This window comes from Halarcobacter mediterraneus, from assembly GCF_004116625.1.
GTDB lineage: Bacteria > Campylobacterota > Campylobacteria > Campylobacterales > Arcobacteraceae > Halarcobacter > Halarcobacter mediterraneus.
The window spans coordinates 223,539-249,414 of sequence record NZ_NXIE01000001.1 but is presented as its reverse complement, the minus strand read 5'-3'; the positions used below and the strand labels follow the sequence as shown (position 1 = coordinate 249,414).

The following is a 25,876-nucleotide window of genomic DNA, read 5'->3' as shown; positions in this document are numbered from 1 at the left end:
TTAAATGATCAAAAGAAAATATCTTTATGGAAACAAATAAAAGAAGATTTTTCCGTTCCTAAATTAAATGATCCAGCATTAGACTCTAGTTTTGAACTATTCTTTAACTATCCAGGTGTTTGGGCAATTATTAATCATAGAATTGCAAATAAACTTTATAATAAAGGTTGGACAAAAACAGCAAGAGCTTTAGTAGGAATAGGATCTTTACTAACAAAAACAGATATTCACCCAGCTGCAACAATTGGAAGAAGAGTATTTATAGATCATGCAATTGGGGTTGTTATTGGAGCTACAACTATTATTGAAGATGATGTTCTTATTTATCAAGGAGTAACCTTAGGTGGAGTAAGTCTGGATAAAGGTAAACGTCACCCTACTATTAGATCAAATGCAGTTATAGGAAGTGGAGCAAAAGTATTAGGAAATATCATAATTGATAAAAACTCAAAAGTTGGTGCAAATTCTGTAGTTGTTTGTAATGTTCCTAAAAACTCTACAGCCGTTGGAGTTCCAGCTAAAATTATTAAAAAAGATAAGAAAAACTGTAGACTTGCCCATGATGATTTACCAGATATTAATAAAGAGATGTTTAAATATCTTATAGAGAGAATTCATATTTTAGAAGAAGTACTTAAAGAAGAAGATGGTATAGATGTAAGCAACAAAGATAAAAAATTAGAAGAAGATTACAATAGATTTATTGATGCTATGAATTCAATAAAGAAATAAAATGTTAGAACTTTCAATATTTGGAATTATTACAGGTTTTGTATCTGGTTTTTTTGGTGTAGGAGGAGGAATGATTCTTGTTCCTATGCTTATAGCTAGTGGTTTTATTATGAAAGAAGCCATTGCAATTTCTATTATGCAAATGGTTTTTTCTTCAATTTATGGTTCTTTTTTAAACTCAAAGAAAGCAAAATCTGTTTTCAAAGATGGTATTGTTATTGGACTTGGTGGTTTTGTAGGAGGATTGCAAAATAGCTTTATCCACTCTTTAGTTTCTGACCTCTTTTTACAATATTTATTTATACTAATCATTATATTTTCTATTGTAAAAATTTTTTTCTCACCTTCTGAACCCACTGAAGAAATAAAACAACATAGTAAATTAAGACTTTTTACAGTTGGTTTTTTTATTGGAATTATTGCAATGAGTATTGGTGTTGGTGGAGCAGTAATGTTAATACCAATTTTAGTTGGTTTTATGAAATATCCATTAAAAGTAGCTACTAGCCTAAGTCTATTTTTTGTAATTTTCTCTTCCGTAGCAGGATTCACTTCTTTGGCAATAAGTGAACAAATGCTTTATAAAGAAGGGCTTGTTGTAGGGCTTGCATCTTTAATTGGTGTATTTTTTGGTATAAAAATGAAAAACTCTATAAAAGCCACTTCTTATAAAAAATATATTCTTATTTTAAATTTTATTATTTTAACTACTATGCTTTATAAAACTCTTTTCTAATAATTATTTTTTAAAATAGTTAAGAAAAGAGATAAATTTACTAACTTACATTTTATCTATATTTAGTTTCATTTTTATTTGGTATAATGCAAATTTAAAATCAAAAAGTACTGGAATACTATGCAAGATACAATCAAAATATATAATGCAAAAGAAAATAACTTAAAAAATATAAATTTAGAAATACCAAAAAATAAACTAATAGTTTTTACAGGCTTAAGTGGCTCTGGTAAATCTACTTTAGCCTTTGATACTCTATATGCTGAAGGACAAAGAAGATATATTGAGTCTTTAAGTGCTTATGCAAGACAATTTCTAGATAAAGTTGGAAAACCAGATGTTGAGAGAATAGAAGGATTAACTCCTGCAATTGCAATTGATCAAAAAACCACTTCTAAAAATCCACGTTCTACAGTAGGAACTATTACAGAAGTATATGATTACTTTAGACTATTATATGCAAGAATAGGAAAACAGCACTGCCACAAATGTGGTAAACCGATTTCTCAAATGAGTGCAAGTGATGTAATAGAACAAGTATTAAACTTACCTCAAGGAGCAAAAACTGTAATACTAGCTCCACTAATCAATAGAAAAAAAGGTACTTTTGCAGATCTTCTTGAATCTTTAAGAACAAAAGGTTATGTAAGAGCTATGATTGATGGAGTTATGGCTAGACTTGATGAAGATATTGAATTAGAAAAAAACAAAATGCATACTATTAAAGTTGTAATAGATAGAGTTGTAATTAAAGATGAAAATAAAGATAGAATTGCGCAAGATGTAGAAAAAGGATTAAAAGAAAGTTTTGGGGAACTTGAAATTGAAGTATTAAACCATGAAGAAGTAAAATGTGAAAAACATATTCATTACTCTGAGCATATGGCATGTTTTGATTGTAAAATTTCATTTGAACCTTTAGAGCCTTTATCATTTTCATTTAACTCTCCAAAGGGAGCTTGTCCCTCTTGTGATGGATTAGGTATTAGATATACTTTAGATATGAAAAAAGTTGTAAATGAAGAGTTACCACTTGAAGATGGAGCTATAAAAATTATTTATGGCTTTAACAAAGGTTATTACTTTAAAATGCTTATTGCATATTGTGAAGCTGCTTCAATTGATATAACAATACCATTTAAAGATCTACCAGAACATCAACAAAAATCAATTCTTCATGGAGGAGTTGAAGAAGCTAAATTTACATGGAAAAGACACAAACTAACACGTAAATGGGAAGGTATTATAAAAATTGCCTATGACATGATAAAAGATGAAAAAGATATGGCAGAGTTTATGACAGAAAAAGTTTGTCCTGATTGTGGAGGAAATAGATTAAAGCCCTCTTCTCAAAGTGTTTATGTAGCTAAAAAAACCATTGCAGATATAATCAATAAACCTATTGAAGAAGCCCATGCATTTTTTCAAGATGAAAAAAACTTTGACTATTTAAATGAACAAGAAAAAATGATTTCAGCTCCAATTTTAAAAGAAATCAAAGAAAGAGTCTTCTTTTTACATGATGTAGGACTTGGATATATTACTTTAGGTCGAGATGCTAGGACAATATCAGGAGGAGAAGCACAAAGAATACGTGTTGCTTCACAAATTGGTTCTGGACTTACAGGAGTTATGTATGTACTTGATGAGCCATCAATTGGTTTACATGAAAGAGATACAAATAAATTAATTAAAACACTAAAAGCCTTACAAGAAAAAGGTAATACAGTAATTGTTGTTGAACATGATAAAGAAACTATTGAAGCAGCAGATTATATTGTAGATATAGGTCCAAATGCTGGGAAATATGGAGGAGAAATTGTTTTCGCTGGTACATTAAAACAAATGAATAAAGCAAAAACTTTAACAGCACAATATGTAAGTGGAAAGAAAAAAATAGATTATTTACATAATAGACCACAAAAAGAGTTCATAGAAATAAAAAATGTTAATATTAATAATATCAAGAATTTAGATGTTGAAATTCCTCTTAAAAATCTTGTTTCAATAACAGGTGTTTCAGGAAGTGGTAAATCTTCACTAATTTTACAAACTCTACTTCCTGTTGCAAAAGAGTTATTAAACCATGCAAAAAGAGTTAAAAAAATAGATGGTGTTGAAATTGAAGGTTTAGAAAAATTAGATAAAGTAATTTATCTTGACCAATCTCCTATTGGAAGAACTCCAAGAAGTAACCCAGCCACTTATACAGGACTAATGGACGAAATAAGATTATTATTTTCAAAAACAAAAGAAGCACAATTAAGGGGATATAAAATAGGAAGATTTTCTTTTAATGTAAAAGGTGGAAGATGTGAAAAATGCCAAGGAGAAGGTGAAATAAAAATAGAAATGCACTTTTTACCAGATATTATGGTTAAATGTGATGATTGCCAAGGAAGAAGATATAATGCTCAAACTTTAGAAATTCTTTACAAAGGGAAAAATATTTCTGACGTTTTAAATATGAGTGTTGATGAAGCTTTAGAGTTTTTTGTAAAAGTACCTAAAATAAAAGCAAAATTACAAACCCTTTCAGATGTGGGGCTTGGATATATTACTTTAGGACAAAATGCAGTTACTTTATCAGGGGGAGAAGCTCAAAGAATCAAGTTAAGTAAAGAATTAAGTAAAAAAGATACAGGAAATACTCTTTATGTATTAGATGAACCAACAACAGGTTTACACTTTGCGGATGTAGATAGACTTACTAAAGTCTTACATCACTTAGTTGAAGTAGGAAACTCTGTACTTGTAATAGAACATAATTTAGATATTATAAAAAATTCTGACTGGATAATCGATATAGGACCAGAAGGTGGAAGTAAAGGTGGTAAAATTGTTGCACAAGGAACACCTGAAGAACTAGCAAGAAATCATAAAGAAACAAAATCCTATACAGGTTTTTACTTAGACAAAGAAATAAACTCTTAATAAAAAGCAGCTAAATTATACAGCTTTAGCTGCTTCTTCTTTAGCTTCTGCTAAAAAAAAGGCTTTTAATCTCATCATTTCGTCAGTTGGATACTGATTTTCTGCTTCACCTCTTATTGCTTTTACATAAAAATCTTTTGATTGATTATTAAAACCAAAGTTTAGATTTGTCAAAACAACTTCTTGGTATTGTGATACACTTTCTGATGTTGTTTTTGAAGTTTCTTCTACATCTTTGTTTTTAAGAAACTTTTCTTTTGCAATTTCTTTAGATTCTTCTCCTTGTTTTATCTTAGAAATTTCATTTGAAGGTTGAATTTGCTGAGATAAAATTTCACTATTTTTTGAAAATTGATCAATATTCGGTATTAGTCCATATTCCATAATAACCTCCTTATTGCATTTCTTTAATAATTATACAAGATTTTTATTTTTTTTGTCAACTAAGATTGATTTAAAGATAAAATTTGCTATTATACGTTGTTAATTTTATTAAGGAGACTTACTTGGAAGATAGTTCCCAGAGGCGTAGCTTATTTCTACTATTTAAAGGTTCAAAATGGAACTTTTAATAATCCTCTTTATTGCCGTTATTGGTATCTCGTTTTTATGTTCAGTTTTAGAATCAGTGATTCTATCAACAAACTTTTCTTATATTTCTGTTTTAGAACAAAATAACCCTATTGCAGGGAAACTTTTAAAAAATCTAAAAACAGATATAGATAGTTCTATTGCCTCAATTTTAATACTTAATACTATTGCAAATACTTTAGGGGCAACTGCAATTGGTGTTCAAGCACAAAATGTATTTAATGGAGATAAAACTCTAGTTATGTTTGTATCTATTGTACTTACATTTGCAATTTTATTCTTTGCAGAAATTATTCCTAAAACTATAGGTGCAGTATATTGGAAACAATTAGCGCCTTTCGCTGCAAGAGCTATTAGATTTTTTGTTTTACTTACATATCCGATAATTAAAACAACTCAATTTGTTACAAAAAAAATAAAAGGCAATGATAATAGTGACTCTATATCAAGAGAAGAGTTAATACATACAACACTTCTTAGTGAAGAAGAAGGTGTAATTGGTGACTTAGAGTCTGATATTATTGAAAATACATTAACTTTAAATGAGATTAAAATAAAAGACATTTTAACTCCAAGATCAGTAATGTATTCAGTAAATAAAAATACAATAATAAAAGATGTGCTAGAAGATAAAAGAACATATAAGTTTTCAAGAGTTCCTGTTTATGACGAATCAATTGATAATATTGTAGGTGTTGTTCTTACAAAAAAACTTTTTAAGCAAGCTATTAGAGATACAAATGCAACTATGGAATCAATAATGAAACCATTATTTGCTTTAAATGAAAATATACCTGTAGGAAAAGCTTTAAATAAATTTATTCAGAAAAAAGAACATATGTTTTTAGTATTAGATAACTATGATCAAACTGAGGGATTAATTACATTAGAAGATTGTATTGAAACATTATTAGGTTTAGAAATAATGGATGAACTTGATACAACTGCTGATATGAGAAGACTTGCTTTAAATAAAATGAAAGCTAAAAGAAAAGAAAGAGCTTCTAAAGAAGCTTGAATAAAGATGAAGAAGTATTAAATTACTTCTACATCTGTTACATCTACACCTGAAAGTTTTTCTAGTTTTTGTTCTATTAAGTTAAGAAAATCTGTTCTATTTTTTTCATCCATATTACTTTCAAGCATCTCGATAATATACTTTATTCCATTTGCATTGATTTTTTTAACACTTGCTAAATAGTGAACAAAAGCTATCATCTTTACATCACTTATAGAATATAACTTTTTAGAAGACTTCTTATGAGGAAGAAGACCTTTATCTTCATACATTTTTAAAGTTCTTACCTTTGCAGTTAATAATTCTGCAATACTACTTAAAGGTAAAACATCTTTAGCATTATCAAGTAAAGCCAATAATTATCCTTTTTTAAACGAATTATTATTTAACTCTACTTAAATATCTATAAAACCCTATTCATTTAAAGTATTTTCTAATTCTTTTTCTGAGTCTGTGCTAAGAAGTTCTTCTATTTTCTTATCAATTATATCTAAAGTCTTTTCTTGAGTTTTATAAGAAATATCAGGTAAAGTTCCACCCCACATTTTTTCTGCTTCTTCAAAACCCTGAACAATACCTTTTCTCACTTCTTTTAATGCTTCAAGATCATTTCCAGCTAAGCTTATTGCAAAAGAACCTACTCTTTGAGAAGTTTCTTCTATTCCAAAAAAACCTTCATCTGATACTAACTCTTTAGCTTCATCAGAAGATAATTCAGTAATTGGTTTACCTTCATAGCCTATTGAAGAAAGACTTAAGCCTCCATCTATTTCCCTACCTGAAAGAAAATCATAAACTTCTGTATTATTGATAATATTCATTAAAGAATTTTGAGCATTTGTATTAGCTTGAGTAAACTCAACACTTTTAATATTTAGAAATACTTTAACACTTTCCATTGAAATAGATACATTTACAGCAGAATTATGAACTAAACTATTTTTTTCACTATTCATATTTTCTTCTGTTTTTTCTACCTTTTGTTCTTCATTAGAAATATTTTTTTTAAATATATCTAAATTTTTAAAGTTCCCATTTGTTACTTCCATAGTAAACTCCTTTATACTACTTAAGTATATTGTCACATTTCTTAATATTAGTTTAAATTAAATAAAAATGTATTTTTCCCTTCTTTTAGCTATTTTAATCTATAATAAAAAAAATCACATGGTTATTTAATATGAAAACAAAAATTCTTTTTCTTTTTTTAATTATTTTATTGAGCCACTCTATTGAAGTTTTTGCATCATTTGATTTAAAAACAAAAGATACTCTTAATATTCAAAAATATTACTCGTCTTTTAAAAAAGAGATAATTTGGTTTGAAAAAAATAAAGAATTAAAAGATATTGCATTTAAACTAATATATGAAATCAAAAATAATAAAACATTAGAACCTTTTATAAATAAGTTATTTGAAATTGAAAGAATAGAAAAGCTTCTAGAAAAAAAGAATTATTTATCAAAAAAAGAAATTAGCTTAATTGATATTCTTTTAACACAAAGCTACGAAAAATATATGAATTATTTATCAAAAGGTTATATAAATTGGCAGGATTTTTTATCATACTTAAAGAATTTAGAGAAAAATAAACAAATCAAAGCAAAATGGTTAAAATATCAAGCAAATAAAAATAATGTGACTCTTTTAAAAAAAGCTTTTAAAGAAAATAATATAAGAATTGCCATTAATCAAGTTGATTTTAGTTTACACTATGCTAAAAAACTAGAAAAAAAAATAGAAAAACTTCAAAATTTGCTAAATGACGGCGGGTATACAAAAGTTCCACAAAAAAAAGAGTTTCTTAAAAGAGGAGATTTTAGTCCTGAAATTAAATATTTAAGACAAAGACTTTATGAAAGCAAAGATTTAAATACTTTTTCATGTGAAAAAATAGAAGAAAATTGTCTTGAGTATTTTGATAATAAATTATATAAAGCAGTAATTCAATTTCAAAAAAGATATGGTCTTATTCAAGATGGTATTGTAGGAAATCAGACATTTGAGAAACTAAATATGCCAATAGAAAAAAAAATAAAAAAAATAAGAATAAATCTAGAAAGAATGAGATGGCTTCCTAGAAATTTAGGAAATACTTATATTTTAATAAATATTCCAGAATATAAATTAAAAGTTTTTCAAGAAAATAAATTAGCATTAAAAATGAATGTAATAGTAGGTAAACAAAACTCCCCTACTCCAATTTTTAGCCATAGAATGTCAAAAATCACAATAAATCCTTATTGGAAAATACCACAAACAATTGTAAAAGATGAAATTATTCCCAAATTAGTAAGAGATTCAAGTTATTTAATAAAAGAGAATATTAGAGTTCATGAAAATTGGGAGCCAAACTCTGCTGAATTTAACTCCTTAAATATTAATTGGATAGATTATTTAAATAATGATTTAATAGGAACACCAAAAAAAGCACCAATGAGATTTATTCAAGAACCAGGAGGAACAAACCCTTTAGGAAAAATTAAATTTATGTTCCCCAATCAATATTCTGTTTATTTACATGATACACCAGATAAAAACTATTTTAAATTAAATAATAGAATGCTCTCTCATGGCTGTGTAAGGATTGAAAAGCCTTTTGAACTATTTGAAAAGATTTCACTATTAGATAATAATATAAGTCAATTAGATAAAGATATATTTGAAGAAAAAAAAGAAACTAGTTTTATATTATCAAATAAAATACCTGTTCACTTTATATATTTAACAACTTGGGTTGATGAAAAAGATAAGTTACAATTTAGAAAAGATATTTATGAATATGATAAGATACAAGAAAAAATCTTATTTAAATCCACTTTCATGTAGTTTTTTTTGAATCAATTCAATTTGATTTAAACTTAATAAATATTTATCTTCAATTAAATACTTCATAAACCTTACTTCGGCATTTGTAAAACCATCTAAAGCTTTGTCTTTTATAGATAATTCTTTTTTTGTAAGTCGTACTCTTCTTAGCTTGCCATTTATATTTTTAACATAATAAACAAGATCAAATTCTTTAGTATTTATTTTTTCTAAAGATACAAAAACATTTTGAATTTCAGCCTCATAAGAAGGAACTAATTTTTTAAACTCCTCTTTTGTTAAAAAACCAATATACAATTTTGTAAAAATATCAAAATATTGTAAAAGTTTTTTTGTCTTAAAAAACTTCAAATCTATTATTAAATCTTTATTTTGTCTACTTCTTTTTAAAATCCATTCTAAGGTTTGAAAATATATAAATCTCTTATGTTCTATAGTATAAGCTTCTATAAATTTAGAAGAAGTAAACTTAGTCTTAAAGCCATTTTTCTTTCTATTAAAAACTATTCTTTTTAAAAAATCTATATCTTCTAAATCTTTTGTAATCCAAATAGTACAATAAGAAGGAAATCTTTTAATTCCTATAGTCCCTTCTGTTAAAACTATTAAAGCTCTTATATGCAAATGAGGGAATAAAGCTTTTAATAAAGCTTGTTTTTTATCAAGTCTTTTATTTAAACTAACTGTTTTCTTTGAAGTACTCATTTCAACAAAATATAAAGCATCCTCTGTAAAAAATAATGCATCAAATTCTGAAATATCTTTATAATTTGATTTATACACTATTTGAAGACTTCTATCTATCATTAAGCCTGTTTTATAGAATTTATCAACCCTATTTTGATGAGGACCTTTTAAAACAAAACTTTTTATAAAGTCATTTTTTGAAGCATATTCTAATAATAATTCATAAATTATATTTTCATAAACTTCCCCCTTAAAACTATTAAAAGTTGCAGTATCTTCAAGAGAAATATCTGGATTTGTAGATTTTAATAAAGGTTTTACATTTCTTAAATCATATTTGTAATAAAAAAGGTTTTTTTCTATTTTTGTAAAGTTTAAATTTTTTATATCATTGTTTATTTTTAACTGTTGCACCAACTATAAAGAAGCTTAGCTTCTAACTCCATAATTCATTAATTTTGCTGATTATAGCCAAAGAGTAATGTTTTGTAAAGTCACTTTAAATTAATAAAACTATAATAAAGCTATGAGAATCTATTTATTAAGTTTTCTTTTTATAATTTTTTTTAGTGCTTGTTCTACTAAGAATATATCTTATATCAAAATAGAAAATAAAACAAACTCATTATATAAAACTGTTACTAGTACCTCTAAAAGAATAGATAAAGAAGAAGCTAAAAACTTTTCTAAAGATATAATTTTATATTCTAAATTCTTAGCTCATTCATATGGAGTAACTACTTATGCTTTATTCCATAATACTTTAATAAACTTAGGAATCAAAGATAAAGGTTTATGTTATCATTATGCTAATGATTTATTAAGTTTTTTAAAAAGAAAAAAATATAAAAGTTTTGAGTTTAAAAGAATTATTGCTAATAGAAATGAGTATTTTGAGCATAGTGCCTTAATTCTAACAAGAAAAGATATAAGTTTTGAAAATAGTATTGTTTTAGATGCTTGGAGAAATACAGGAAATTTATATTTTTCAAAAGTTAAAAATGACAAAAATTACGAATGGGAGTTAAAATAAAAAATATCTTAATAACAGGTTGTAGTTCTGGTTTAGGTTTAGCATTAACAAATCTATACTTAGAAAAAGGCTTTAAAGTTTATGGGATAAGTAGAACAAAACCTAATATTGAAAATAAAAATTTTATATTTAAAGAGTTTGATTTATCAAAGTTAAATGAAATAAAACTAGGATTAAAAGACTTTATTAAAAATGATATAAAAAGTATAGATACAGTATTTTTAAATGCAGGAATGTTAGGAGAAATCAAAGAAGTTACAAAACTAGCTACACAAGAAATAAAAGAAGTTCTTGATTTAAACCTATTTACAAATAAAGAACTTCTTGATATTTTAGCAAGTATAAAAGTTTCAACTATCATAGGTATATCATCAGGTGCTGCAATAAAAGGCTCTAAAGGCTGGGCTTCTTATTCATTATCAAAAGCCTCTTTAAATATGTTACTAAATCTTTATGCAAAGGAAATGTTAGACACAAAACTATTAGCAATTGCTCCTGGTGTAATTGAAACACCTATGACTGACTATATAAGATTTGATATTGATGATGAAATTTTCACTTCTGCAAAAACTTTAAAAAATGGACCAATTCAAAAATCTTTTGAAGCAGCTAATAAGTTATTTGAAACCTTAAAAAGAAAAGATGAATTTGAAAGTGGAAGTTTTATTGATGTAAGAAAAATCTGAAGATATACTTAAGTCTAAGCCTTATATAATTATTATTTGGATACTTTAATAATTACAAAAAGTATAAACTTATTTTTTATAGGGCCTTAAATGAAAAGCAAAACATTCAAAAACTATATTTTTTCTAGTAAAATTATTTTAGCAATAATAATTTTTCTTCTCTGCTATGGTTTTAGTACTTATCTTCATACTTCTTTAATAAAAAAAGAAGCAATAGATCACTCAGAAACAATTTCAAAACAAGTATTCTCTTCAATGTATCAAATTATGAAAAAAGGTTGGAGTAGAGAAGATTTAAATCTCTTTACAAAATCCTTAGAAGATAATTTTGAAAACAGTAATTATGAAATTAACATTTATAGAGCTAATAAAGTTAAAGCTCTTTTTGGAGATATAGAAGAAAAACATAAAGATAAAACTTTGGTATCTATATTAAACCAAGATATAAACTCTTTTGAAAGCTTTGAAAAGAATATAGTAAGAAAGATACTACCCCTAACAGCATCGAATGAATGTTTACAATGTCATACAAATGCAAAAGTAGGTGATGTATTAGGAGCTGTAGAAGTAAAACAAGATTTAAATTCTATCTTCTTTGAATCTAAATACCAATTTTCAATTTTCTTTTTAATTATTATTCCAATATTTTTAATTTCTGTATTTATTTCATCAAGATATACAACAAAAAAAGTAACTAAAAAACTAGAACTATTTAAAGAAAAAGTTGAAGATATTAATTCTATTAGTGACTTTAAAGAGTTTGATTCAAAAGATATTGACTTATACTTCAAAGAATTTAATGAAATTATAAAAAATGTAGACTCAATGGCTAAAAAACTTAAAAATGTTGCTGTTGATAAAGAACTTCTTGAATTTGAAATAAAACTCTTAGATAAATTTATCATTACCTCTGATGTAGTTAAAGATTGGAGAGAATATATTAGTGATTTATTAGTTCAAATAAACACTATTATGGAAACTTATACTTTAATGACTATTTTTAGAGTTGATGATGACCAATTTGAAGTAGATATTTTTTGGCTAGGAAACCCAAAAGAAGGTATAAAAGAAGTATTTGAAGAATATATTCATGGAATGATAAAATCTTCAGAATACTTTGAAGGAATGACTGACTTTACAATTAAACACATAATTGCAAATAGAGGATTAAGTATTGAAAACTTAAAAAAAGAAGATGTTGAATACAGATCCAAATCATTATTTCTGGATTCTCCAAAAATTGGAGGAATTGTAGGAATAGGTTTACAATCAGTACTTTCGACAGATCCGATAAGATATATAGTTGTTGATTCAATTTTAACAACTATGGCAAACCTTGTTGGTTCTGTAAAAGCAATAAACAAATACACAGAAGATTTAGAATATTATGCAGCAAGAGATCCTTTAACAGATCTTTTTAATCAAAGAGTTTTCAATGATATGATGATGTATGAAATAAAAAGAGCAAATAGGCACAACTATTCTTTTGCACTAATGGTTATTGATTGTGATAACTTTAAACCTATAAATGACAACTTTGGTCATGCTTTTGGAGATAGATTCTTACAAACAATTGCTGATATTCTAGAAGAAGAAAAAAGAGATGAAGATATACCTGCAAGATATGGTGGAGATGAATTTACAGTAATTCTTCCAGAATGTGATGTAAATGGTGCAATTGTTGTAGCAAATAGAATTGCCCAAAGAATTGCAAAAGAAAAATTAACAGCTCCTGATGGAACCAATGTAGGAATAACTATTTCAATTGGTATTTCAGTTTATCCCGACCATACTCATTCTCAAAAAGAGTTGTTTATTATTGCTGATCATATGATGTATAAAGCTAAAGAAGAAGGTAAAAATTCAATTAAAACTCCAACAAAAGAAGATATATCTAATGTTCTAAAAGAAAATCATGAAAAATCAGCTCTGCTAATATCAGCACTAGAAAATGATCAAATATATCCATATTTTCAACCAATTCAAACACTTGCAGATGAGTCTAATAATTTAGTAATTCATGAATTACTAATGAGAATTAAACATAATAATAAGATTGTTTCCGCTTTTGAATTTATTGAAATTGCAGAAGCAAGAGGAGTTATTAATAAAATGGATTTAATGGTTATAGAAAAAGCCTTTAAAAAAATAAAAGAAACAGATTATAAAGGTATTTTATTTATTAATCTCTCTCCAAAATCATTAATTGTAAATAACTTTATAAAACAAATAAATTTTCTTGTTACTGAATATGAAATAAATAGAGAAAGAATTGTTTTTGAAATAACAGAAAGAGAAACAGTAAAAAACTTTTCTTTACTTGAGAAATTTGTAAATAATTTGAAATTAGAAGGATATAAATTTGCTATAGATGACTTTGGAAGTGGATTTTCATCATTTCATTATATTAAAAAATTTCCAATTGATTATTTAAAAATAGATGGAGATTTTATTATAAATATAAATAAAGATGAAAAAGATAAAGCTTTTGTAAACAGCATAACAACTTTAGCGCAGGAATTAAATATAAAAACAATAGCTGAATTTGTAGAAGATGAAGAAATTGTAAAGACTTTAAAACAATTAAATGTTGATTATTGTCAAGGGTATCATATAGGAAGACCTACAGATAATTTTGTAACTTCAAAATAGTAGAAGAAATTAAGAAATTAATACTTCTGCTAACATTCCTACTATAAAACCTAAATTAACACCAAAAGCAATAAATCTACTATTCTTTAACTTCATTGAAGGAGCAATATCTTCAAAAATTAAATATAAAATTCCTCCAGCTGCAAAAAGCATTAAAGAAGATGTTAAAACTGGACTATCTTTTAAAAAGAAATATCCTAACAAAGAGAAAAACACTCCTATAAAACTAAATAGAAATAAAATAATTAAAGACTTTTTCTTAGAAAAAGCAGAAGCTCTTAATTCAATATATGAGCCAAAAGATTCAGGAAGGTTTTGAAAAGCAATAAAAATAGCTAATAAAATTCCTACTTTATAATCATATACAAAAAGTGCTCCTAAAGCTATGGATTCAGGTATAAAATCTAAAAGCATTGCAATGACTTGAGGGATATTTTTACTATTCTTATGAATATAATCATCTAGAAAATAAAAAATAAGTGCACCTAATAAAAAAATAGAAATGCTTGAAATAGCTGATAATTCATGCATACCTTTTGGTACTAATACAAAAGATACAGCTGCAAGCATAATACCAGTAGCAAAAGCAGTTAAAAATCGAATAGTGGTTATTTTTATTTTCCGATTATGAATTGTTTTTTCAAAATAATAAGAAAAAACTCCTCCTATAAAAACTGTTATTCCAGCTAAAAAAGAAAAGATAATTACTTTAATAAGCATATAAGAAACTCCAAAATATGATAATTAATCATATCATATTAATGATGAGTAACTTCATCTTTTCCAGCTTTTATTCCAAAAATTATTAATAAAAATATTAAAAGAATCAATACCCAAAGTGAAAATATCCAAGAATTGGTCATATCATAAATAAAACCTATTAAAATAGGACCAACTGCTGCTAAAAGATAACCTGCTGATTGGGACATTCCTGAAAGTTCTGCCGCCTTTTTTGAATGGGGAGTTCGTAAACTTATAAACCCTATTCCAAGACTAATTGCTCCACCCATTCCAATTCCTAAGAATATCATTGAAATAATAATAAAAAAAGTTGATGTTGCAAATAAAAGAATAATCATTCCAAGTAAATAATTTAAAGAAATTATTGTTGCAATTAACTTCTGCTCTTTAATTTTATTGGCTAAAATCGGTACATAAAGAGTGATTGGTAAACTTACTAATTGGAAAAATAATAACATCATCCCAGCAAAATGATTATCAAAACCTTTAAAAACCAAAATTGAAGGAAGCCAAGTAATTAAAGTATAAAATAACAAAGATTGCGTCCCCATATACAAAGTAACCCACCAAGCAAGTGGTGATTTCCAAATAGATTTACTTTGCATATCATTTTCTATACTTAAATCATCTGTATTATTATACTTTTCACTCTTTTTTAATTGTGGCAACCAGATAATCAAAGAAATAATTGCTAAAAGAACCCAAATAGCTAAAGAGGTATTCCAAGTAAAAATATTTGTTAAAGGAATACTCAATCCTGAACCAATTGCCGCAAAAACGCATAAAGAAGTAATATAAATACTTAGTACACTTCCCATATTTTTTTTGAATTTATGTTTTATTACACTAGGAATTAATACATTTCCAATAGCTATACCAATTCCTATCAAAGTTGTTCCTAAAAAAAGCCCATAAATATTTGTGTATGAACGGATTAATTCTCCTAAAATAATCAAAAGAAGTCCAAAAAACATAGTTAAACCATGTCCAAATTTATGATTAATTTTCGCAACAAAAGGAGAAAAAATTGCAAAGGTTAATAATGGAAGCGTTGTAATAAAACCTAGCATACTACTATTTAAGCTATATTCATTTTGTATTAAATCTAAAATAGGACCAACAGAAGTAATTGGAGCTCTTAAATTAAAAGAGACAAAAACTAATCCTATAAAGACTAGAATCAATTGTGAATTTATTTTCATCAAAAACCTTTATATCTTTAAAATTTTATTTATAGTTTCTTCTGCTTTTTTCACATCTTGGGAAAAAATAGCTTCATAAAGCTCTATATGTAGTTGAGAAATCAACTTTTCTTCAATAAGTGTTAATTCCAATCTTTTAGCTACAGAAAAACAAATATATTGAGAAATTGATTTATATAAATCATAAAAAATCGAATTATGAGAAGCTTTTGCAATGGCTAAGTGAAACTTCAAATCTGCTTCACTATTTTCTTCAAAAGAGCCTTTATTTATATTTATTTCATCTAATGCTTTTTTAATCTCTTCTAAATCACTTTGCGTTCTTCTTTGTGCGGCTAACTTTACTATCTCTTTTTCTAAAGAGCTACGAACTTCATGTACTTCTTGAATTTTAGAGTTACTTAAACGAGTTAAAATATTTGCTTCAAACCTATCATTTGTTAAAACATAAGTTCCATTACCCTGTCTTGATTCTAAAACTCCCGCTTGAATTAAAGATTGAATTGCTTCACGAATTGTATTTCTACTAACAGCAAACTTTTTTACTAAATCAGGTTCAGAAGGAATTCTTTCACCTACTTTAAAAATACCATTTTTTATAGCTTTTTCTATTTCAAGTGTTATTTGTTTTGGTAAAGATAGTTTAACTGGTTTTTTTATTTGCATTTATTTTTCCTATGTTTTAAGAATTTCATCCAATCATTGGACAAGTTAAAATAATAATAGAAATTTACAAAATTGTCAAATAAATTTATGCTAAAAAGAGTAGAAAGCTACTCTTTTTATTTAATGATTATATTTTTGTTTTTTAATAGATTTAATATTTATAATCATTGCAATAGATACAACTAAAGCAACTACAAAAAAACCTGCAAATACATATAAAGTTTGAGAGTATGAACCTGTAGAATCTTTTACCATAGAAATAATAAGAGGTCCAACAAGTCCAGCAGCAGCCCATGCAGTTAAGATATATCCATGAATAGCCCCTAATTCTTTAGTTCCAAAGATATCTCCAATATATGCAGGAATTGAAGCAAATCCACCTCCATAACAAGTCATAATAAAATATAATACTACTTGAAATACAATAATCTCACTAATTGAAGGCAACATATAAAAAGCAAGTATTTGTGTTACAAAGAAAATCACATATACAACGGGTCTTGTAATATAATCTGAAATTGAAGCCCACATAAGTCTTCCTGCTCCATTAAAAATTCCCATTAATCCAACAGCTGCAGCTGCTGCTATTGCAGATATACCTATAACCTCTTGAAGTAAAGGAGATGCAACACCAATAATTGCAATACCACAAGTTATATTTATAAATAGCATTATCCAAAGACCATAAAATCTTGGAGTTTTTATAGCTTCTTTTAATGTTAAAGTTTCTAAGTCTTCTTTTAGTTTTTTCTTACCCTCTTTTATTTTCTTTTTAAACTTTTTAGGTAAATAATCTTCTTCTGGCTTTTGAAGATATAAAGCAGAAAGAAACATTATTACAAAGTAAATTGCGCCTAAAATAAAAAAAGTACTTGCAATACCAACTTTTTCTATTAAAACCTTTATTGCAGGTCCCCAAATAGCAGAAGCAAAACCAAAGCCCATAATAGCAAGTCCTGTTGCCATTCCTCTTTTATCAGGGAACCACTTAACTAAAGTAGAAACAGGAGCAATATACCCTATTCCTAAACCACAACCACCTAATACTCCATAAAAGAAATATAAAAGCATTTTTGATTCCATCAAAATTGCAAGACCAGATCCAATTGTTCCTAAACCAAATAATGAAGCTGCAATAATTGCAGCTACTCTTGGACCATTTTTTTCAACAAATTTACCCATAAGTGCAGCTGATAATCCTAAAAAGAAAATTGCTATACTAAAAGAAATTGTTACATCAGTTAAAGACCAATTCATTTGTTCTTGAATAGGATTTACATAAACACTCCATGCATAAACAGAACCAATACAAATATGTACACCAACGGCACTTAAAGCCATTAGCCATCTATTTTTTTCAACCATACTCTTCCTAAAATGTAAAAATTGTGTAATTTTATCAAAAAACTTATTAAGCCTTTTGATAAAGCATTATTTTTAAAGCTCTATCTTTATCTTTAGAAGGGAAACTTTGTAAATTATCAATTCTTCTTATATATTTAAAAGAAGGAGCTTTTGAAAAGAATAACTCTTTGATAAAATTTGTATCAAGTTCTGGAGCATTTAAACAAGATAAAACTAAACAGTTTTCATTTGCAAATTCATCGAGTCTTTTTATAATCTTTTCATAATCTTTACTTGCTGCAAAACTTCCTTTTTGAAAGGAAGGCGGGTCAATAATAATTAAATCATAAGGTCCTAATTTTCTAATTTTACTCCAAGATTTAAGAATATTATGGGGTAGAAACTTTACTTTTTTTGTATCTAAATTATTTAGATTATGATTAATTTTTCCCGTATTTAAACTACTTTTTGACATATCCACATTTACTACTTCTTTAGCTTCACCTTTTAAAGCACAAACACTAAAAGAACAGGTATATGAAAATAGATTTAAAACTTTTTTACCTTTTGAGTTTGAAAGTACAAATTCTCTTCCTTTTTTCATATCAGCAAAAAAACCAATATTTTTATTTAAAAAATTTAATTGATATTTTAACTTATTTTCAAAAGCATAAACTTCGTTAGATAAGTTACCTTTTAAAACTTCATTTTCACCACCATTTAAATATCTTCTTTGTAAAATAAAACACCTAAAGTTAAACTCATTATAAAGTGAATCTAAACATTGTAAAATTTCACTTTCAAGCTTTTGAGAAATCTCTTCAAAAAAAGTTACAAAGAGTATTTTATCTATACTATCAATAGTCAGAAAAGAAAAGCCCTCATAAAAGTTTCCTCTTCCATGAAAAACTCTTTTAAATTCATTTGTTCTATCTTTTAGATTATTTTTTAAAATATTTTCTAAATCATTTATGTTCATATTCTTTTATCTCTATTACTTCATATTCATAGTTTTTTTCATTTATTGTAAATTCAAACTCTTCATTTAACTTTTTTCCTAAAAGTACTCTTCCAAGTGGAGATTTATTTGAGATTAGATTTTCATTTGGATTTGTTTCATATGTACCAACTATACAAAAAGTTTTTTCTTCTTCATTTTCTAAATCTAAAAGCTTTACACATGAACCGAAATTTACCTTTTCATGGGGAATTTTATTTATATCAATAACATCACTATTTTTAATAATTTTATCTAAAAATCTTAATCTTTTATCAATATTTCTTATCATCTCTTTTGCAGAAATATACTCAGCATTTTCACTTCTATCACCAAATTGAGCTGCTATTTCTTTCTCTTTTACCCAATGGGGTTTTTCTACTTTTAAAAGATTGTTAAACTCTTTTACAAACTTTTGATATCCATACTCTGTTATTAATTCTTTCATTTTAAAATTGTATCCAAAGTTATATTTCTAAGCTCTTTTCTAGCTTTCTTATCAACTTTAGAAAAAATCAAATCTATTTCATCTTTTTCTGAGCTTTTTTTATGTCCTTTTACTTTTATAAACTCCAAATCATATATTTCATTTAAATAAAAAAACTCTTCATATAGTAAGTGGTTTTTTATTTTTTTATTTGTTGATGTAAAGTAATTATTTTTTTTTAATTTCTCTTCTCTATTTAAAAGAGAAAATATATTTTGACAGTCGGTATAAATAAGAAGTTTATCTTTACTATCAATAGTTTTCAAAGCCCAAAGTAAACACTCTAATTCTAATTTAGTAGAAGAAGTGTTTTCAAATCTTTTTGTATTAATATCTTCTTCATTAAACTTATTTAACTCATCATAGAGATAAAAAGCACCTATACCTATTTTCTTTTGAGGATTTACACTACCATCTACAAAAACTTTTTTTATTTTTTCCATGTGAGATTATAGCTACTTTTTCTATATTAAAGATTTTATATAAAAATAAGCCAAGTTCTATAAAATACAAAAAAACAAAAAGGCCTTTTATGAAATTTGAAGAATTAATACATGGAAAACTTATAAAAAGATATAAAAGATTTTTAGCTGATATTATACTTGACAATGGGGAAGAAATTACAGCTCATGTACCAAATAGTGGAGCCATGACTTCTTGTATTGAAGACAACTGTGATGTTTGGGTTACTCACCATGATAATCCAAAAAGAAAACTAAAATATACTTTAGAACTAACAAAGATGGGTGAAAACCTTATTTGTACAAATACAGGTGTTGCAAATAAAATTGCAATTGAAGCTATTGAAAATGGAACAATAAAGGAACTGCAAGGCTATGATAATCTAAAGCCAGAACAAAAATATGGAAATCAAAATAGTAGAATAGATATTCTTCTTTGGAATAATGATAGCGATAAAAAATGCTTTGTTGAAATCAAAAGTGTAAGTCTAAACTTAGGTGATACTCTTGCCTTTCCCGATGCAAAAACAACAAGAGGTCAAAAGCATTTAGAAGAGTTAAGAGATATGGTTCAAGAAGGTCATAGAGCTGTTATGCTTTATGTTATTCAAAGAACAGATAATTTGCCTTTTAGAATTGCACATGAAATAGATAAAAGATATAATGAAATTTTTCAAGAAGTTATTTCAAGTGGAGTTGAAGTTTTAGTTTATCAATCAGATATTAATTTTGAAGAGATAAATATTAAAGGTGAAAATAAAAAACTAAAGGGTTAAAATAACCCTTTATGAAAGTTCCGCTTTACAATGTTGGCACTCTTTTCTAAACCAACCACGTCCAGGAAACTTTTTACAATTTGGACATTTCCATAAAAAAATAGTATATCCCATATATATTACAAAACCAGCAATTGAAGCACGAAACCAAAAAGTTTCATCCTGCCCAAAAACATAGTTTACATCTTTTACAACCATTACAATACTAGGAGTCAAGAGTATAAAAAATATCGCTGCTGCAATTTTTGCATTTCTAATAACTATTGCAAACTCTTTTTTTATTTGATTTTTATCCATTTTGTCCCTCATTTATTATTTAAAATAATTGTATCACTAAAACGTAGCATTAAAAAATCATCAAAGAAAATTTTATTTAATTAATATAACTAAATTTTATCTAAGCAAAATAAGATAAAATTATAAAAAAGTATAAGGGGAGATTATAATGAATAAATTTGATAAGATTAGAAATTTCTGTAGAAAATTTAGAATTCTTATAGGTATTGTTTTAATTGCAGTAGGAATTTATACTGGTATTGTATGGTTTTACTTAGGTATTATTCCATTGATAGCTGGACTTGCAGATTTTTGTCCATTATGTATTATTTCAAAAAAATGTACACCAAAAAACTTACAAAGTAAGTAATAATGATTTGCCACTAAATTTAGTGGCAAATTTATTTTAAAATATAAATATTTCCATTATCAGTTGAGAATAATATTTCTCCACTTGGAGACTCAACTATATTTCTTATTCTTTCATGTAAATTTTCAAAAAGTCTATCTTCTTTTAAAAATTTCCCTTGTTTATCTAAAGTTATTACATTTAAATGTGTTAATACTAAAGAGCCTGCTAAAAGTTTTCCTTCTAGTTTTTTAAATTTTTTCCCTGAATAAACAATTAATGAGCTTGGAGCAATAGAAGGGATATAATATTTTATAGCTTGTTCCATCCCTTTTTTATGTGTACCTTCTCCGACAGATAAAGGAGCCCAATACTCTTTACCATAAGAAATTATAGGCCAACCATAATTTTTACTTTTTTTAATTAGATTTATTTCATCTCCACCTCTTGGGCCATGCTCATTTATCCATAATCTACGAGTCTTTCTATCATAAAAACCCCCTGTGGATTTCTATGACCGTAAGAATAAATCTCATTTAAAGCTTTTTTATTTTCTATAAAAGGGTTATCTTTAGGTATTGAACCATCTAAGTTCAATCTTAAGATACTTCCAGAATGGTTTAATAAATCTTGAGAGTTTTTTCTTACACCCCTATCTCCAACTGAAAAATAAATAAAATTCTTTTCATCAAAAGTAATTCTGCTACCAAAATGCCTTGCAGTATCACTTTGAGATTTTGTAATTAATAAGTCTTTAAAGTCATATAACTTTTTGTCCTTATATTTTACTCTTGCCAACGTTGTAGGTGTACCTTCTATATTTTTTACATAGGTTAAATAAATATAATTATCAAGAGCAAAATTAGGAGATTTTTTTATATCCATTAAACCACCTTGACCTCGATAAGAGACATCAAGATTAAGTTTTAATGTTTGTACTTTTTTATTGATTAAATCAAGATGTAAGAGTTTACCTGATTTTAAAGAAATTAGCATCTCTTTATTATTAATAAAAGTCATTCCCCAAGGAACTCCTTCTAAATTAGATACTAACTTTTCTGGTTTTAATTCATTTGCATTTAAAAATGAAAAAAATATAAGAAAAAGAAAATTAAAAATTAACTTGTTTCCATCCATTTCCTTATCCTTTCACTTAGGATTTCTGGAAACTCTAATGAAATATTATGACTAGATCCTTCTCTTGCAAAAAACTCAAAATCATGATCTAAATGTTTTAATTCATCAATTGAAGTATGATTTAATAATCTATCGCCTAAACTATAAAAAAAGTGTACTGGTATTTGTAACTCTTTTAAAGGCTTAAAGAGATTCTTCCTTTTTAGAGTAAGTGATAATTGAGGCACAAAAACTTCATTTCCTAAATCATTAAACATATCACAAATAATTTTTAATAATTCTTCATCATTTTTTATTTCAGATAAGTCCAATGCTTTTTTTTCATTTAAAGGAGTGAAACTACCATTTCTTGAACTATGCAGTTTTTTTTCTCTTCTTAAAATATCTTTTTCTTCTGTTTCACTAGGAGTAGAACTCAATAAAAACAATTTATTAACTTTTTTAGGAAAATTTACTGCATAATAAGATGCAATATATCCACCTAAAGAGAAACCTAACAAGTTTATATTATCTTCTCTTATATCTTTGTCTATTAGATTTATAACATCATCAAAATTTTCGCTTAAAGGAATAGGCAGATGTATTAAATCATAATTTTTTTCTAAATGTGGAGTTATTCTACTCCAAAGTCTTTCGTCGGTCATAAGACCTGGAATTAAATATATTTTTTCTTTCATAATTACTTTTTATCAAGAATTGAATTAAAAAAAAATAAATATTTATAATTAGTTTTTTTATTCTATTTTCTCAAGAACAGCTTTTACAAAAGGGGATTTTTGTTTTCCATACTCTTCTTGATCCAAAATCCCTTGCTCTAAAATAAGCTTTTTAGACTCTTCATATTTTTCCCTTGCTTTTGGATTTGAGAGCATAAAATCTTTATACTTTAATTGCTTTCTATACTCGATACTTCCTTTTCTTATCACATGTACATGAATTAAATATTTTTTCTCATTAAAAATAACTGCTCCATCTTTTCTTGGTCTTTCATTTGGAAAAGGATTATTACTAATTTGATCTTGAAAACCTAAAGACTTAAGATGTTTTACAGCTAAATCCAACTGGTCTCTTTCATAAAGAATAGATAAATCAATAATTCCTTTTCCACCCACCATTGCTGAAGTTGATCCAATATGTAACACATCGAAAATATCTGTACGAATAAAATCAATTAAAGCATTTGCTACATGAAAATAGTCTTCATTCCAAGGTATAAACCTTGCTTCAATTTTTTCATATTTTAAAATTTTCATTTTATAAACCCTATAACTTAGGAGTAAGTTTACTTTCTTTTTTTCTTTATTATATTTAAATAATTATAAGATAAATATTTACTTAAGCATAAATTTTAATATTTATTACTATTTTCATAATTTCTATTAAAAATCTGTTTTCTTACAATTCTTCCATAAAATAACTCAAATAAAATAGAAATAATAATAAAAACAAAAAAGATAATTATTGCATTTTTATCTGTGAAAAAAGTATGTACCAATAAGGTAATTAAAGCCATAAAACTTATACTACAAGATAGAATAATGATAATCTTATTTGCTTCTAATTCTTTATATAATTTTAATGCGGCTAAATTTACTATAAAAAATATAAGTAAAAAACTCGCACTACCTATAATTGCTATTTGATTAATATCAATACTATTTGCTAAAAATAGACTAAAAAAAGCAGTTATAAAAATACTTAAAGTAGGAATACTATTTTTTTCTTTATTAAATACCTTTGGAAGTTCTCCTTTTATAGCTAAGATATAACCCAATCTACCATTTCCGTAAATTGTTGCATTTATAGCTGAAAAAGTAGCAAGTAAGGCTGTAATTGAAACAATTATAAAACCTATTTGACCAAGTGCAGGTTTAGCTGCAATTGCTAAAGCATAATCTTTTGCTTCCATTAAAGTCTTTTCATCTACAGTTCCAATTGTAATAATAGCTATTAATAAATAAAGAATAATCACTAAAACAACTGAAATATAAAAAGCTTTAGGTAGATTTTTATTAGGACTTTTAATCTCTTCTGCTGAATTTGATATTAACTCAAAACCTTCATAAGCAACAAAAATAATCATACCCGCAACTAAAATAGAAAAACCATCTTCCCACTTAGAAGGGTCTAACCTTTTTGTATCAAGAAAAGAAAAACTAACTACAATAATCAGTATAAGTAAAAGAACTTTTGTTATTACAATTATAGTTTCTGATCTACTAACAAAAGACGCACTTACTAAATTTATAAGTAAGGGTAAAACAATAGCCAAACTAATAAAAAGATGATTAAGAAGATTATTTGAATTATCAAAAAAAAGTGCTTGAGCATAAGAAGAAAAAGCAACTGCATATAAGGATATTGTTACAAGATAACTTAACCAAAGCATAAAATTTACACTTCCTGATAAAAAGTTATGTCCAAAAGCATTATCAATAAAACTTACTGTTCCACCTCTACTTTGGAATTTTACAGATAATTTTGCATAAGAATAAGAAGTCAATAAAGCTACTACTCCTGCAAATAAAAAAGCAAGAACTGTAGCACCATGAGCTAAAGATACAGCTTCACCTAAAACAGCAAAAATTCCCCCACCTACCATTCCTCCAACACCTATTGAAATGGCACCAAATAATCCAATACTTCTTTCTACTTTTGACAATAAAAGCCTTTCTTTTTATTTAAAAATTAATATAGCAAAATTTATTTAAAAGCAAAATAGAAATTTGTTTATATTCTTGAATATTTATTATAGAGTAATTTAAGTTCTTCATCACTAAAAGAGATATTAAAATCACTACTTAAAATGCTTTTAAATTCATCAAAACAATTAAAAGTGGATTTTTCTTGATAGTTTTCATATATTTTGAAATATTCATTGTTTCTCAAACTTCGTATTTCTTTTTCATTTATTAAAGAAAGTACTAAATTATTTACAAAAATTGCATTTGAATGTTTATGTGAATAAAAATGTGCTAACTCAAAATCACTTTCATAACATCTATTTAAATCAAACTTTGTCATAGTAAAAATTTTGTCTTCTTTTTTTGATTGTAAAAGATAAACATTATCTTCTTTTATTACTCTATAAGAAAAACCTAAATGACTAAAAGAAAACTCTTTTGTAAACTTTACAGGAATGCAAGGAGAACGAAACCCTATTCCAACATCTATTAGATATTTTTCATTTTCAAAATTTAAAAGTGTGAACCTATGGGTTTGAGGAACTTCATTATCTGTATTATTTACAACTCTAGCCAAATAAAAATCAACATCAAAGCCTAGTTCTTTTAACACTTCATAAAAAAGTTTATTGTGTTCAAAACAATAAGCACCTTGCTTTTTTTCAATAAGTGAGTCATAAATATCTTCTAAATTTAAAGATATCTCTTTTTTTAATAAAACCTTTAAACTTGAAAAAGGAAAAGTTTTTTGATGAAGACACATTAAATTTGAAATATCTTCAATAGTTTGTATATTTTCATTTATATTTAATTTAGCTAAATACTTTTTTACAATTTCATTATTCATATCTTATTCC

Annotated in this window: 26 protein-coding genes and 1 pseudogene; 10 read left to right on the top strand and 17 right to left on the bottom strand. The window is 26.1% G+C overall.

Features of this window, described 5'->3' with window-relative positions; translation table 11 throughout:
• Window positions 1–18 precede the first annotated feature (18 nt).
• From cysE to uvrA, 3 genes are all read left to right on the top strand, one after another.
• Window positions 19–732: a serine O-acetyltransferase gene (gene cysE / locus CP965_RS01295; protein ID WP_407646389.1), complete on the top strand. Its 714-nt coding sequence runs from the start codon at window positions 19–21 to the stop codon at window positions 730–732.
• 1 nt (window position 733) lies between these two features.
• Window positions 734–1,468: a sulfite exporter TauE/SafE family protein gene (locus CP965_RS01290; protein ID WP_129060222.1), complete on the top strand. Its 735-nt coding sequence runs from the start codon at window positions 734–736 to the stop codon at window positions 1,466–1,468.
• Between the two features lie 120 nt (window positions 1,469–1,588).
• Window positions 1,589–4,402, top strand: a complete 2,814-nt coding sequence (gene uvrA / locus CP965_RS01285) for an excinuclease ABC subunit UvrA (RefSeq protein WP_129060221.1) — start codon at window positions 1,589–1,591, stop codon at window positions 4,400–4,402.
• Between the two features lie 15 nt (window positions 4,403–4,417).
• Here the strand turns inward: uvrA and CP965_RS01280 are convergent, their stop codons facing one another.
• On the bottom strand, window positions 4,418–4,786 hold the full coding sequence (locus tag CP965_RS01280; RefSeq protein WP_129060220.1) for a hypothetical protein: 369 nt from the start codon (window positions 4,784–4,786) through the stop codon (window positions 4,418–4,420).
• 175 nt (window positions 4,787–4,961) lie between these two features.
• Between CP965_RS01280 and CP965_RS01275 the strand changes: the two genes are divergently transcribed.
• A complete protein-coding gene (locus CP965_RS01275; protein ID WP_129060219.1) occupies window positions 4,962–6,011 on the top strand; it encodes a CNNM domain-containing protein in 1,050 nt (349 codons plus the stop codon).
• 17 nt (window positions 6,012–6,028) lie between these two features.
• Here CP965_RS01275 and CP965_RS01270 read toward each other — a convergent pair whose 3' ends face one another.
• A complete protein-coding gene (locus CP965_RS01270) occupies window positions 6,029–6,367 on the bottom strand; it encodes a MerR family transcriptional regulator (protein ID WP_129060218.1) in 339 nt (112 codons plus the stop codon).
• 57 nt (window positions 6,368–6,424) lie between these two features.
• Complete coding sequence (locus tag CP965_RS01265; protein WP_129060217.1) at window positions 6,425–7,060, bottom strand: hypothetical protein; 636 nt, start codon at window positions 7,058–7,060, stop codon at window positions 6,425–6,427.
• Between the two features lie 131 nt (window positions 7,061–7,191).
• Here CP965_RS01265 and CP965_RS01260 point away from each other — a divergent pair, with 131 nt between their 5' ends.
• Window positions 7,192–8,841: a L,D-transpeptidase family protein gene (locus CP965_RS01260; protein WP_129060216.1), complete on the top strand. Its 1,650-nt coding sequence runs from the start codon at window positions 7,192–7,194 to the stop codon at window positions 8,839–8,841.
• Here the strand turns inward: CP965_RS01260 and CP965_RS01255 are convergent.
• Window positions 8,818–9,942: a hypothetical protein gene (locus CP965_RS01255; RefSeq protein WP_129060215.1), complete on the bottom strand. Its 1,125-nt coding sequence runs from the start codon at window positions 9,940–9,942 to the stop codon at window positions 8,818–8,820. The two genes, CP965_RS01260 and CP965_RS01255, sit on opposite strands and share 24 nt — an antisense overlap.
• A 112-nt stretch (window positions 9,943–10,054) precedes the next feature.
• On the opposite strand from CP965_RS01255, the gene CP965_RS01250 reads away from it, so the two are divergent.
• From CP965_RS01250 to CP965_RS01240, 3 genes are all read left to right on the top strand, one after another.
• Window positions 10,055–10,561 (top strand): hypothetical protein, encoded by a 507-nt coding sequence (locus CP965_RS01250; RefSeq protein WP_129060214.1) that lies wholly within the window; start codon window positions 10,055–10,057, stop codon window positions 10,559–10,561.
• Window positions 10,546–11,247, top strand: a complete 702-nt coding sequence (locus tag CP965_RS01245) for an SDR family NAD(P)-dependent oxidoreductase (RefSeq protein WP_228712652.1) — start codon at window positions 10,546–10,548, stop codon at window positions 11,245–11,247. Before CP965_RS01250 ends, CP965_RS01245 begins: the two co-directional genes overlap by 16 nt.
• Before the next feature lie 90 nt (window positions 11,248–11,337).
• Window positions 11,338–13,899 carry a putative bifunctional diguanylate cyclase/phosphodiesterase gene (locus tag CP965_RS01240; protein WP_129060213.1) on the top strand — a complete coding sequence of 854 codons (2,562 nt, stop codon included), beginning with the start codon at window positions 11,338–11,340 and terminating at the stop codon, window positions 13,897–13,899.
• A 9-nt stretch (window positions 13,900–13,908) separates the two neighbouring features.
• Here CP965_RS01240 and CP965_RS01235 read toward each other — a convergent pair whose 3' ends face one another.
• The 7 genes from CP965_RS01235 to CP965_RS01205 all read right to left on the bottom strand — a co-directional run bounded on the left by CP965_RS01235 (window position 13,909) and on the right by CP965_RS01205 (window position 19,779).
• Complete coding sequence (locus CP965_RS01235) at window positions 13,909–14,619, bottom strand: ZIP family metal transporter (RefSeq protein ID WP_129060212.1); 711 nt, start codon at window positions 14,617–14,619, stop codon at window positions 13,909–13,911.
• Between the two features lie 38 nt (window positions 14,620–14,657).
• Window positions 14,658–15,842: a CynX/NimT family MFS transporter gene (locus CP965_RS01230; protein ID WP_129060211.1), complete on the bottom strand. Its 1,185-nt coding sequence runs from the start codon at window positions 15,840–15,842 to the stop codon at window positions 14,658–14,660.
• Window positions 15,843–15,851: 9 nt separating this feature from the next.
• Window positions 15,852–16,508, bottom strand: coding sequence for a FadR/GntR family transcriptional regulator (locus CP965_RS01225; RefSeq protein ID WP_129060210.1), 657 nt, complete (start codon window positions 16,506–16,508; stop codon window positions 15,852–15,854).
• Between the two features lie 120 nt (window positions 16,509–16,628).
• Complete coding sequence (locus CP965_RS01220) at window positions 16,629–17,873, bottom strand: L-lactate MFS transporter (RefSeq protein WP_129060209.1); 1,245 nt, start codon at window positions 17,871–17,873, stop codon at window positions 16,629–16,631.
• 46 nt (window positions 17,874–17,919) lie between these two features.
• Window positions 17,920–18,831: a class I SAM-dependent methyltransferase gene (locus CP965_RS01215; protein ID WP_129060208.1), complete on the bottom strand. Its 912-nt coding sequence runs from the start codon at window positions 18,829–18,831 to the stop codon at window positions 17,920–17,922.
• Window positions 18,818–19,297 carry a GreA/GreB family elongation factor gene (locus CP965_RS01210; RefSeq protein WP_129060207.1) on the bottom strand — a complete coding sequence of 160 codons (480 nt, stop codon included), beginning with the start codon at window positions 19,295–19,297 and terminating at the stop codon, window positions 18,818–18,820. The genes CP965_RS01215 and CP965_RS01210 overlap by 14 nt, the downstream gene beginning before the upstream one ends.
• Entirely contained in the window at window positions 19,294–19,779 is a 486-nt protein-coding gene (locus tag CP965_RS01205) for an RNase H family protein (RefSeq protein ID WP_129060206.1), read from the bottom strand. The genes CP965_RS01210 and CP965_RS01205 overlap by 4 nt, the downstream gene beginning before the upstream one ends.
• A gap of 89 nt (window positions 19,780–19,868) precedes the next feature.
• Here CP965_RS01205 and sfsA point away from each other — a divergent pair, with 89 nt between their 5' ends.
• Entirely contained in the window at window positions 19,869–20,573 is a 705-nt protein-coding gene (gene sfsA / locus CP965_RS01200) for a DNA/RNA nuclease SfsA (RefSeq protein WP_129060205.1), read from the top strand.
• 9 nt (window positions 20,574–20,582) lie between these two features.
• On the opposite strand, the gene CP965_RS01195 is transcribed toward sfsA, so the two are convergent.
• Entirely contained in the window at window positions 20,583–20,870 is a 288-nt protein-coding gene (locus tag CP965_RS01195; RefSeq protein WP_129060204.1) for a hypothetical protein, read from the bottom strand.
• 148 nt (window positions 20,871–21,018) lie between these two features.
• Here CP965_RS01195 and CP965_RS01190 point away from each other — a divergent pair, with 148 nt between their 5' ends.
• Window positions 21,019–21,219, top strand: a complete 201-nt coding sequence (locus CP965_RS01190; protein WP_129060203.1) for a YgaP family membrane protein — start codon at window positions 21,019–21,021, stop codon at window positions 21,217–21,219.
• Between the two features lie 31 nt (window positions 21,220–21,250).
• Here the strand turns inward: CP965_RS01190 and CP965_RS14295 are convergent.
• From CP965_RS14295 to CP965_RS01165, 5 genes and pseudogenes are all read right to left on the bottom strand, one after another.
• A pseudogene (locus tag CP965_RS14295) lies at window positions 21,251–22,194 on the bottom strand (PQQ-dependent sugar dehydrogenase).
• Between the two features lie 122 nt (window positions 22,195–22,316).
• The gene (locus CP965_RS01180) at window positions 22,317–23,012 is read right to left on the bottom strand and encodes an alpha/beta fold hydrolase (RefSeq protein ID WP_129060202.1); all 696 of its coding nucleotides are present in this window, start codon (window positions 23,010–23,012) and stop codon (window positions 22,317–22,319) included.
• A 57-nt stretch (window positions 23,013–23,069) separates the two neighbouring features.
• Window positions 23,070–23,588, bottom strand: a complete 519-nt coding sequence (locus tag CP965_RS01175) for a GrpB family protein (protein WP_129060201.1) — start codon at window positions 23,586–23,588, stop codon at window positions 23,070–23,072.
• Between the two features lie 95 nt (window positions 23,589–23,683).
• Window positions 23,684–24,997 (bottom strand): APC family permease, encoded by a 1,314-nt coding sequence (locus tag CP965_RS01170; RefSeq protein WP_129060200.1) that lies wholly within the window; start codon window positions 24,995–24,997, stop codon window positions 23,684–23,686.
• 68 nt (window positions 24,998–25,065) lie between these two features.
• Entirely contained in the window at window positions 25,066–25,866 is an 801-nt protein-coding gene (locus CP965_RS01165; protein WP_129060199.1) for an arylamine N-acetyltransferase family protein, read from the bottom strand.
• Between the last annotated feature and the right edge of the window lie 10 nt (window positions 25,867–25,876).

Excerpts from the sequence above, each read along its gene's own strand:
- CP965_RS01290 (WP_129060222.1), top strand. The coding sequence starts at position 734 with ATGTTAGAACTTTCAATATTTGGAATTATTACAGGTTTTGTATCTGGT.
- uvrA (WP_129060221.1), top strand. The coding sequence starts at position 1,589 with ATGCAAGATACAATCAAAATATATAATGCAAAAGAAAATAACTTAAAA.
- CP965_RS01280 (WP_129060220.1), bottom strand. The coding sequence starts at position 4,786 with ATGGAATATGGACTAATACCGAATATTGATCAATTTTCAAAAAATAGT.
- CP965_RS01275 (WP_129060219.1), top strand. The coding sequence starts at position 4,962 with ATGGAACTTTTAATAATCCTCTTTATTGCCGTTATTGGTATCTCGTTT.
- CP965_RS01265 (WP_129060217.1), bottom strand. The coding sequence starts at position 7,060 with ATGGAAGTAACAAATGGGAACTTTAAAAATTTAGATATATTTAAAAAA.
- CP965_RS01260 (WP_129060216.1), top strand. The coding sequence starts at position 7,192 with ATGAAAACAAAAATTCTTTTTCTTTTTTTAATTATTTTATTGAGCCAC.
- CP965_RS01250 (WP_129060214.1), top strand. The coding sequence starts at position 10,055 with ATGAGAATCTATTTATTAAGTTTTCTTTTTATAATTTTTTTTAGTGCT.
- CP965_RS01245 (WP_228712652.1), top strand. The coding sequence starts at position 10,546 with ATGGGAGTTAAAATAAAAAATATCTTAATAACAGGTTGTAGTTCTGGT.
- CP965_RS01240 (WP_129060213.1), top strand. The coding sequence starts at position 11,338 with ATGAAAAGCAAAACATTCAAAAACTATATTTTTTCTAGTAAAATTATT.
- CP965_RS01235 (WP_129060212.1), bottom strand. The coding sequence starts at position 14,619 with ATGCTTATTAAAGTAATTATCTTTTCTTTTTTAGCTGGAATAACAGTT.
- CP965_RS01230 (WP_129060211.1), bottom strand. The coding sequence starts at position 15,842 with ATGAAAATAAATTCACAATTGATTCTAGTCTTTATAGGATTAGTTTTT.
- CP965_RS01225 (WP_129060210.1), bottom strand. The coding sequence starts at position 16,508 with ATGCAAATAAAAAAACCAGTTAAACTATCTTTACCAAAACAAATAACA.
- CP965_RS01220 (WP_129060209.1), bottom strand. The coding sequence starts at position 17,873 with ATGGTTGAAAAAAATAGATGGCTAATGGCTTTAAGTGCCGTTGGTGTA.
- CP965_RS01215 (WP_129060208.1), bottom strand. The coding sequence starts at position 18,831 with ATGAACATAAATGATTTAGAAAATATTTTAAAAAATAATCTAAAAGAT.
- CP965_RS01210 (WP_129060207.1), bottom strand. The coding sequence starts at position 19,297 with ATGAAAGAATTAATAACAGAGTATGGATATCAAAAGTTTGTAAAAGAG.
- CP965_RS01205 (WP_129060206.1), bottom strand. The coding sequence starts at position 19,779 with ATGGAAAAAATAAAAAAAGTTTTTGTAGATGGTAGTGTAAATCCTCAA.
- sfsA (WP_129060205.1), top strand. The coding sequence starts at position 19,869 with ATGAAATTTGAAGAATTAATACATGGAAAACTTATAAAAAGATATAAA.
- CP965_RS01195 (WP_129060204.1), bottom strand. The coding sequence starts at position 20,870 with ATGGATAAAAATCAAATAAAAAAAGAGTTTGCAATAGTTATTAGAAAT.
- CP965_RS01190 (WP_129060203.1), top strand. The coding sequence starts at position 21,019 with ATGAATAAATTTGATAAGATTAGAAATTTCTGTAGAAAATTTAGAATT.
- CP965_RS01180 (WP_129060202.1), bottom strand. The coding sequence starts at position 23,012 with ATGAAAGAAAAAATATATTTAATTCCAGGTCTTATGACCGACGAAAGA.
- CP965_RS01175 (WP_129060201.1), bottom strand. The coding sequence starts at position 23,588 with ATGAAAATTTTAAAATATGAAAAAATTGAAGCAAGGTTTATACCTTGG.
- CP965_RS01165 (WP_129060199.1), bottom strand. The coding sequence starts at position 25,866 with ATGAATAATGAAATTGTAAAAAAGTATTTAGCTAAATTAAATATAAAT.